The following is an 8,977-nucleotide window of genomic DNA, read 5'->3' on the forward strand; positions in this document are numbered from 1 at the left end:
ATGGCATTCAAGAGGCCGTCGGTTCGATTCCGTCCGGGTCCACCACTAATCATCGCGGGGTGGAGCAGTCTGGTAGCTCGTCGGGCTCATAACCCGAAGGTTGTCGGTTCAAATCCGGCCCCCGCAACCATTTATCCTTCAATGCAAGATGTGGCGGCGTAGCTCAGTTGGCTAGAGCATACGGTTCATACCCGTAGTGTCACTGGTTCGAATCCAGTCGCCGCTACCATACTTGCCCCGCTAGCTCAGCTGGCTAGAGCACCTGACTCTTAATCAGGGTGTCCGGGGTTCGAGTCCCTGGCGGGGCACCAGTAATCCTACTGCAAAGTAAGAAGTCGACATCGTCCACCGCGGTGTCGATTTCTTTATTTTCAGCCGCAATTGGGCTCTATCTTACTTTATGCTTCAGCCCTCACACTGCAACTTCTGCTCCTTGGGCCTCAGGGCTCCTGGCGAACTTCACGGATCAGCCCTTGACTTAGAGTCGACTCCAAGTGATACCCTGGATCTGAGACATAGGTAACAGGTCAATCTCGCCTAGGACTACTTAGATGAGCTGTTATTTGGAAAGGGTGGAGATGCCAAATTGAAGGTCTTGTTGATTAACGGAAGCCCCAATGCCAAGGGATGTACCTTTACCGCGTTAACAGAAGTAGCAACAACTCTCAAGGAAGAGGGGATAGAGCCTTCACTTGTTCATGTAGGCAATAAAGAAATTCGGGGATGTATCGGTTGTCGTCACTGCAAGCAGCATGGAAAATGTGTCTTTGATGACCTGGTCAATGAGACAGCACCGAAATTTGCGGCCAGTGATGGGCTTGTAATCGGCTCACCGGTCTATTTTGCCTCGGCAAACGGAACCCTGGTTTCCTTCCTTGACCGCCTATTCTACAGCACCCTTTTTGATAAGACAATGAAAGTGGGCGCTGCCGTTGTCTCGGCTCGAAGGGGTGGCAACACGGCGACCTTTGATCAACTGAACAAGTATTTCACCATATCCAGCATGCCCGTGGTTTCCAGCCAATACTGGAATATGGTCCATGGATACACGCCGGAGGATGTTCGGGCCGACGAAGAGGGTCTGCAGACGATGCGTACTCTGGCCAGAAACATGGCCTTTCTCATCAAGAGCATTCGCCTGGGGAAGGAAGCCTACGGCCTGCCGCCAAAGGAGGAGCGAAGGTCTACCCATTTCTCATCCATCAAGTAGAATACCTAGACTTGTCCCAAAGGTGGATGACGTGCTCCACAGAAGATGCACCGAGGGAAGTACCTCGGTGCATCGTAATGTCCAGCGGTCTTGTCGCAACCTATCACTTTGCTCGGTACTTCTTAATTATCTCCTCAACTTCCTGATAACCTTCCTCATATAGTCTGGCTTCCTCTGGAGCGATCTCATATAGTATCCGCAGAAACTCCCCGGCATGAACAATCTCCTCGGCAGCCACATCCCTCATCACTTCGGCAACCAAAGGGTTGTCTGATGCCTCGGCGATTTGCATGTAGATTTGCACAGCCTCATACTCCGCTGCAATACTGAACCTTACCGCTCGGATTAGCTCTGCACGAGTCATTTTCCGCCCCAGACTCAAGACCGAATAGGGGTTAGTAAAATCCGGCATTGACCCCTCACCTCCCTACAGGTATTCCCGATAACTACCTAATTACTATGCGACGGGCAGTGAGGATAGGCATGGTAATGACCGTTGCCTATGTTGCACCGTGTATCCGGTAGACAGACATGACGATTAAGGGGAACAGTCTCAGTCCTGGAACCCCTTGACTTAGAGCCAACTCCAGATGATATCCTAAGGTCGGACAAGGTGTGACTCTACAGAGGAGGATGTGAACATCCCGAGGGTTAGGGGGCTGATACCCGATGATGATCGCCGAGGTAAGCAAGAGGTTTGGCCTTTCGCCGGATACCCTGCGGTATTATGAGCGAGTGGGACTGATCCCGCCGGTGAATCGCACTGCCAGTGGAATAAGGGACTATACCGAAGAGGATTGTCGGTGGATCGAGTTTATTAAGTGCATGCGAGGCGCGGGTTTATCCATCGAAGTATTGATTAAGTACGTATCGCTGTTCCAGCAGGGTGATGCCACCATCGACCAGCGGAAGGAGCTCTTGCGGGAACAGCGGGACCTATTGCAGGCCAGAGTGGAAGAGATGCAGAAGACACTGGAGCGGCTCAACTACAAGATTGAAAGCTATGAGAGGAAAATCATTCCCAGGGAAAATGAACTGATTAATTCCGAGGATTAGACTAAGACTCTTTGGGCAAAGTCTCGGCCAGCAGCAAAGAATTTGGAGGGAGAGAGATGGCACATATCACTTTTGGCAGCACTGGACTGATCATCGAGAAAAATGGATTTGGGGCGCTCCCGATCCAAAGGGTGGACACGGAAACCGCAGTGAAGATTCTCAGAAGGGCCTTTGAGGGTGGGATCAACTTTTTTGACACCGCTAGGGCCTATTCCGACAGCGAAGAAAAGCTGGGAGAAGCCTTTGCCGGAATGCGGGATCAGGTTGTAATTGCCACCAAGACCATGGCTAAGACCCCGGAGGACTTCTGGCAGGACTTAGAGACTTCCCTGAGACTGCTGAGAACTGATTACATAGACATTTACCAATTTCATAACCCCAGCCAGTGCTACAAGCCCGGGGATGGAACTGGGATGTATGAATGCATGTTAGAGGCAAAAAAGCAGGGAAAGATCCGCCACATTGGCCTTACCAATCACATGTTGGGGGTCGCCGAGGAATGCATTGATTCGGGATTGTATGCAACCTTGCAATTTCCCTTCAGTTATTTGTCCTCGGACAAGGAAATTGAGCTGGCCGCCAAGTGCAAGGAAGCAGGGATGGGATTCATTGCCATGAAGGCACTGTCTGGAGGGCTGATCACAGATTCCGCCGCAGCCTATGCCTTTATGGACCAGTATGACAATGTCGTTCCCATCTGGGGGATTCAGCGGGAGTCGGAACTTGAGGAGTTTCTCCGTCATCTACAGAATCCTCCCCAGTTGACCAGCGAAAGAAGGGACTTCATTGAAAGGGAAAAACAGGAGCTGAGCGGTGAATTCTGTCGAGGTTGTGGTTATTGTATGCCCTGTCCCGCGGGGATTGCCATCAACACCTGTGCCAGAATGTCCCTGCTGCTCAGACGTTCACCCTCGGAGCGATGGCTGATGCCTAGGGCCCAGGACATGATGAGGCAAATCGAAGAGTGCATCGAGTGCGGGCAATGTCGAGCCCAATGCCCCTATGACTTGGATACTCCTCAGCTGCTCAAGAGAAACTACGAAGACTACCTCAAGGTGCTTGGCGGGGAAGTGGCGGTAAGTTAATAGGGCGCATAACAGCTTGGCTTATACACAGGGTGGTAACTAATCTATCACACGGTATCTGAAGTAGAAGGGGTTCGACTGATGAATAGGACCGGTGTATCATCCCATCGGATAGTGAAATCCACTTATCTTGCCTTCGTCCTTCTGATGATGGCCTGGATCGGCGCGTGGCTGTTGAAAATCTCCTTGGAGCAAAGCGTCCTTTGGCTGACAACGAGTAAGGAGAGCTTCTTCTATTGGCTTACGGCCAAGTTGGTCATTTGGATAGTACCAGCCCTTTGGCTCTTGAGACTGTCTAATCGTAGTCTGCGGGAAGTTTTTAACTTCCCGCAGTGGAAAGGGTGGTTAATTTGGGGCGGTGGAATAGGGCTGCTCATCGCCCTAACGGGCATTATTCCTAATTACCTGCAGGGAAATGACCTTCTGCCGACCCAGTTTAGCTTTCCGCTCCTTAACCTTTTGGTCGTTGCACCGATTCTTGAGGAGTTTCTGATGCGGGGAGCGATCCAGGGAAACCTGCAAGGGAGGTATTCCTCGTGGAGAGCCAATGTAATAACGTCAGTGATGTTTGTGATTCTTCATATCCCGGGATGGTATTTCATGGGGGTGCTGTGGGATAACCTCACCCAACCCCTTGGAGGTGCCCTGTCTATTTTCCTTGTCAGCCTCGGATTTGGTTATGGCACCCACCGTTCGCAATCGGTGATGGGTGGAGTCCTGTCCCATTTCCTGAACAATCTATTCTAGTCACAGCCTTGTTGACATCCTTCTCGGATGTGAGCAAAGATACGTTGTCTTGGTTTCTAGATTCTCATTGACAGAATTTTGTCGAGTATGATATAGTTGTTGGGAAACAACGATGGGAGTGGAGTTGTATGACTGTAGGTGTTCTATTTTAGTAATCTAATCGACGCCAGAAAAATGCTCAAGTGCAGCTGGTAGTTGGGGATCCTCGGAACGGACATTTGCTTTTTGGCATATTTCCGTCTTATTTGGGGCACCCAGCTGTCTAACTTGTCCCTCTGCAAGAGGGCAGGCATTTTTACTCTACGTGGCGTTGAGTTATTAGAACACCCTCTAGTCCACACAGCTCTCACCGGAGACTGGCTATCCATGGAATTGCTTTGTCAACCATGGAGTCGGCGGTCTTGATATATTTGTAATGCGCTGCCGCGGCTTGGAAGCCTCTCATAAGGGGAATGTCCAGGAGCCGTTGGTTGTTGGTATTGCGATTAAGGGCTGTAGATGGACGGCGGTTCATCTACAGCCCTTTTGTGATCTAAGGAGTAAGCAAGGTGCAAGGCAGAGTAGAGATGGCCAGGACGAAGTCGGTGATACCTGACCCGGTGGCAGTGTTGCATGAAACTACGCAGTGGCAGGTGCCGTATTACTTACTGCTTAGGAGGCATTAATGTTGAGTGAAATAAAGCATATGACCGTCAATGACTATGATCGAGTGATGGAGTTTATCAAGATTGTGTTTCCTGATGCCGTATCGATTTTGGAAAGAGTGATCTTCGGCAGTCCCTTCCGGCGCCCCGACAATTTCGCGTATATTGAAGAAGATGGGAGGATAATTTCCTTTGTTGGACTCTTTCCCCATAGGGTGCGATTGGGGGACTCTGAAGTAAGGGCCGGAGAAATCGAGGCCGTTGGAACCCATCCAAAGTTTCGCGGGCGGGGACTGGCCTCACAACTGATGGAGTATTGGATCCAGTATATGAAGGAGGAAGGGATAGCCCTAAGTTGGCTCTATGGGATCCCGAATTTCTACCAGCAATTTGGCTTCGAATACGCCTTGCCCTTTCACAAGTATACCTACACGACCATCGCCCCTGGACAATTAACTGATTTGCAGCCCACCCATCAAGTTAGAGCCATGGAGCAGAAGGATCTCGGGGCGGTTAGCAGTATCTACGATTTTTGCAATCGACACATTTCCGGATCAGCCATCCGTTCTCTCGGTTATTGGGAGCATCGATTCCAAACCACAACCTTCGGTCCCCACCGGTGGATAGTGGTTAGCGATGGTGGGGCCGTTATCGGATATCTTTGGCTGACAGAGTCCGATGGGGAGCTCACTGTTCGAGAGTCCGGGGCTATCAATGAAGCGGCTTGCCAGAGTATGGCCTCATACCTCTTCGAGCTGAGCAAAGCCCATCCTCAGGTGCGTGAGATTGGGGTGATGGGCCCCCATACCAGTCCTCTAGCTCGGTATCTTTACCGCTGGGGAGCCCGGAGGGCCTGTACCAACGAGATCTACCCTGGGACTTGGGGTGGTATGGTTCGGATTATAGACTTGGCCAACACCCTGGATGCATTGTCTGCGACGATGTCCCGGCGATTGGCGGCGTCGCCCCTGTCTAACCACTCCGGTTGTTACACTATCACCTCTGAGGTGGGATCCGCTGGATTAGAGATTCGTCAGGGCCAGGTGAGGGTGGTACCGGTAAGCGACAAGGCCCAAGGGATTTGGATTCCCGGTCCAGTTTTGACGCAGATGATCATGGGTTACAAGGGATTGGAGGATCGGGCCGATGTAGTCCGACCCCAGGACGAAACCCTGGTTCAGCTCCTTTCCATTCTTTTTCCCCCAGACCATCCTTGGGTTTGGGATCTTGAACTGAGCGAGGAGTTGCTATCAGTCTAACAGATACCATCAGCGAGATTACACTTGGGGAAGCCTATCGCGGGCTTCCCCAAATGTAATAGTCTGAAGGGTGCCCCGCCGTTATCGTCCCTTTATCCTGCTGGCAGACCTGTTATCGCTTATGCTGTTTGCAGTCGAGAGGGGCTTTTGCTATAATAACAACGGAAATTGTGATATTTGTCACGAACAATGATAGGAGATTAACGAAGGATTTAGGAAACAGAGCGCCTAGTTACAAGGTAGGCCGAGCTCTTCAGCTGCGGATTCCCTTGGGATAACGAGGCTGATAAATGGGAAGTTCAGGGGGAATGACCATGTCCGAAACCGGTAAGAATCTGGCGGGAATACCCGAAGCAGTGATCCGGCGCTTACCTATCTACTATCGAGAGTTGAGCCTGTTGCAGCGGCGGGAGGTAGAGAGGATATCTTCCCAAGAGTTAGCCAATAGGGTTGGGGTCAAAGCGCCGCAGATCCGTCAAGACCTGAGTATCTTCGGGCGGTTTGGCCAACAGGGTTACGGATACCGGGTCGAGGAGCTTCTGGCTGCTATTGAACGGATCCTGGGACTGGATAGACAATACCGCCTGGTTATTGTCGGGGCAGGAAACATCGGCGCCGCGGTAGCCCGATATCCCAGCTTTCGTGCCAAGGGCTTTGAGGTCCTTTCCCTGTTTGATCAAGATGAAAGACTCATCGGCACCACCATCGGCGGGGTGTCGGTCAGACCGGCCTGGGAACTGGAAAGCTTCTTGGAGTCAAATCCCGTGGATATTGGCGTCATCGCCGTGCCCGCGGAAGAAGCGGTGCCAGTAGCAAAGATCATGGTACACCACGGGATACGGGGAATCTGGAATTTCGCCCCCATTCGGATAGAAGTTCCGGACCATGTTAGTGTGGAGTATGTGAACTTGGGTGAAAGCCTCTATTCTTTAGCCTTTCAGATGAACCTTAGGGAATCAAAGGATAGCTGATCGGTTTCTTACCCGGTGGACGGTTTTTGGGCAGTCAGGCTGACCCCTTTAACAAAGGGGAGGAGATCGAGGAGCCACTTTCGAATACACCATACCGGAATAACCTTCGACCCTGGTCTGGTACCGAGGCGGAGTGATAGGTAGTTGAACAAGTTGTCAGCGAGTGCTTGGCATTGGAGGCAGGGGAATGAAAAAAGTTAAGTGGTCCTTAATCGGACCGGGAATTGTGTTGGCCGCCGCCGGGGTTGGAGCAGGGGATGTGGTCTCCTCGGCAGTCAGTGGAGCATCCTATGGATACAGTTTGTTGTGGGCGCTGTTAATCGGAGCCTTATTCAAATATTTCCTCAACGAGGGGATGGCCCGGTATCAGTTGGCTACCGGTAGGACCTTCATGGAAGGGTACAGCAGTAGATCTCGGTGGTTTAACTACTATTTCATCGTCTACCTGGTAATTTGGTCCTTTATCGTTGGCGGGGCGCTGTTATCCAGCGTCGGTCTGGTAACCAGTGCGATGTTTCCCATCTTCCCTCTGGAGGTTTGGGGAATCATCGCAGCGATATTTGGGTTAGTGATCATTCGCACCGGTACATACAAGATCTTTGAGAAGATCATGAAGATCCTGGCGATTATGATGTTCTTCGCCTTCGTCATCTCCGCCATTGTGGTGAAACCGCCGCTCTTGGCAGTCCTCAAGGGCTTACTAGTTCCCGCCTTGCCCCAGGGCCGAGGCTGGTTTGATGTGATTTTCAAGGTGTTGGCACTGATGGGTGGAGTGGGCGGTACCGTAACCATCATGGCTTACAGCTATTGGCTGCGGGAGTGCAATATTGAGGACAAAAAGGAATTGCCTACGGTCCGGGTGGACTTGCTCATTGGATACATAGTAACCTTTGTTTTCTCCCTATCGGTGGTGGTTGTCTCCGCCGTGTTGATTCATCCTATTGGTGGGGAGATAGCCGGCAAAGAAGGGATTATCGACTTAGCCCGGACGCTAGAGTCCATCATGGGTCCCTTTGGCTACTGGGCCTTTGTCCTTGGCTTTTGGGCCGCGGTGTTCTCTTCGGTATTGTCCTTTTACCAGGCAATCCCCTATCTGTTTAACGATGCCGTAAGGATTGTTAAGCAGGATGAAAATGTAGAAGTGGGGATGCAGAGCAAGTACTACCAAGGGTATGTACTCTATATCTTCCTGGCTCCATTGCTGCTGCTGTTTTTCCGAGAGCCCATTGGCTTGACTTTGTTGTACTCGGTATTGGGTGCCTTTTTCATGCCTTTCTTGGCACTAATGCTTCTCTTAGTGGGCAACAGCAGGGAAATGGGGGACTGTAAGAATACACCGGCCTACAACCTGGTCATGGCGTTGATTTTCATTGTGATGAGTATAGTCAGCTTTTATCCTTTGTTCCGATAGCAGAAAACACGTAGTGCCCACCGAGACTCCAGGTGGGCACTACGTGTTTTGTCGCCGACGAGTTTAAAGTTTTTCCAATAGCGTTCTAACCCGACGTAGCCAGCTGCTGCCAGATTGTTCCTTAGGGTCTATCGCCTGGGAGTAGACAGAGAGGGCCCGTTCTTGCAGCTGATCTTTATCGTGCAGGAGTTGTCCCTGTCCTTGGTCAAGCATCGCGGCGGCAAAATACTCCCAGGCTTCTTGTTCCGCTGGGGGCAAGACCTTAGCCGATGCTTCCCACGGAGCCGGTCCCTCTTGCTGCATCAAACCCCTTCGGCAGGCTTCAAAATATGCCCAGAGAACAGCCTGCACCAGGAAGGAAGGTTGACTTTGCCCCTGTCCAGAACTATTGCGGCTATCACTTCTAGTGGGTTGGTAAGGTGATTGACTGGCTGATACTGTCTCCCCTGAGTTTGAGAAGGCGACTTTGGCTACGCTGCTGTACCAGGTAACTTCAGATTTTCCCTTTGTTTGGTTCACGTTAATACCTCCTGGTGTCAAGAGAGCAAGTAGAAGCTTTTGATCTAGGACGCAGTGAGCCTCCAAATCTTGGAG

At 51.3% G+C, this 8,977-nt stretch carries 9 protein-coding genes and 3 tRNA genes; 10 read left to right on the plus strand and 2 right to left on the minus strand.

The annotated features are described in order from the left end of the window. Positions 1 to 53 precede the first annotated feature (53 nt). From GX030_05805 to GX030_05820, 4 genes are all read left to right on the plus strand, one after another. Positions 54 to 130, plus strand: a tRNA-Met gene (locus tag GX030_05805). Between the two features lie 22 nt (positions 131 to 152). Further along, a tRNA-Met gene (locus GX030_05810) sits at positions 153 to 229 on the plus strand. A 5-nt stretch (positions 230 to 234) separates the two neighbouring features. Beyond that, positions 235 to 311 (plus strand) — tRNA-Lys (locus GX030_05815). A 275-nt stretch (positions 312 to 586) separates the two neighbouring features. Beyond that, positions 587 to 1,210 carry a flavodoxin family protein gene (locus tag GX030_05820; GenBank protein NLV91895.1) on the plus strand — a complete coding sequence of 208 codons (624 nt, stop codon included), beginning with the start codon at positions 587 to 589 and terminating at the stop codon, positions 1,208 to 1,210. Between the two features lie 103 nt (positions 1,211 to 1,313). Here the strand turns inward: GX030_05820 and GX030_05825 are convergent, their stop codons facing one another. Further along, positions 1,314 to 1,622, minus strand: a complete 309-nt coding sequence (locus GX030_05825; protein ID NLV91896.1) for a rubrerythrin — start codon at positions 1,620 to 1,622, stop codon at positions 1,314 to 1,316. Between the two features lie 257 nt (positions 1,623 to 1,879). Between GX030_05825 and GX030_05830 the strand changes: the two genes are divergently transcribed. The 6 genes from GX030_05830 (at position 1,880) to GX030_05855 (ending at position 8,383) form a co-directional block, all read left to right on the plus strand. Continuing rightward, the gene (locus GX030_05830; GenBank protein NLV91897.1) at positions 1,880 to 2,266 is read left to right on the plus strand and encodes a MerR family transcriptional regulator; all 387 of its coding nucleotides are present in this window, start codon (positions 1,880 to 1,882) and stop codon (positions 2,264 to 2,266) included. Positions 2,267 to 2,322: 56 nt separating this feature from the next. After that, a complete protein-coding gene (locus GX030_05835; GenBank protein ID NLV91898.1) occupies positions 2,323 to 3,351 on the plus strand; it encodes an aldo/keto reductase in 1,029 nt (342 codons plus the stop codon). Between the two features lie 81 nt (positions 3,352 to 3,432). Further along, entirely contained in the window at positions 3,433 to 4,098 is a 666-nt protein-coding gene (locus tag GX030_05840; GenBank protein NLV91899.1) for a CPBP family intramembrane metalloprotease, read from the plus strand. Between the two features lie 667 nt (positions 4,099 to 4,765). Beyond that, entirely contained in the window at positions 4,766 to 6,001 is a 1,236-nt protein-coding gene (locus tag GX030_05845) for a GNAT family N-acetyltransferase (protein ID NLV91900.1), read from the plus strand. A 314-nt stretch (positions 6,002 to 6,315) separates the two neighbouring features. Next, on the plus strand, positions 6,316 to 6,972 hold the full coding sequence (locus GX030_05850; GenBank protein ID NLV91901.1) for a redox-sensing transcriptional repressor Rex: 657 nt from the start codon (positions 6,316 to 6,318) through the stop codon (positions 6,970 to 6,972). Between the two features lie 187 nt (positions 6,973 to 7,159). Then, complete coding sequence (locus tag GX030_05855; GenBank protein ID NLV91902.1) at positions 7,160 to 8,383, plus strand: Nramp family divalent metal transporter; 1,224 nt, start codon at positions 7,160 to 7,162, stop codon at positions 8,381 to 8,383. Between the two features lie 63 nt (positions 8,384 to 8,446). On the opposite strand, the gene GX030_05860 is transcribed toward GX030_05855, so the two are convergent. Further along, positions 8,447 to 8,902, minus strand: coding sequence for a hypothetical protein (locus GX030_05860; GenBank protein NLV91903.1), 456 nt, complete (start codon positions 8,900 to 8,902; stop codon positions 8,447 to 8,449). Positions 8,903 to 8,977 lie beyond the last annotated feature (75 nt).

This window comes from Bacillota bacterium (genome assembly GCA_012727955.1).
Classification (GTDB): domain Bacteria; phylum Bacillota; class Limnochordia; order DTU087; family JAAYGB01; genus JAAYGB01.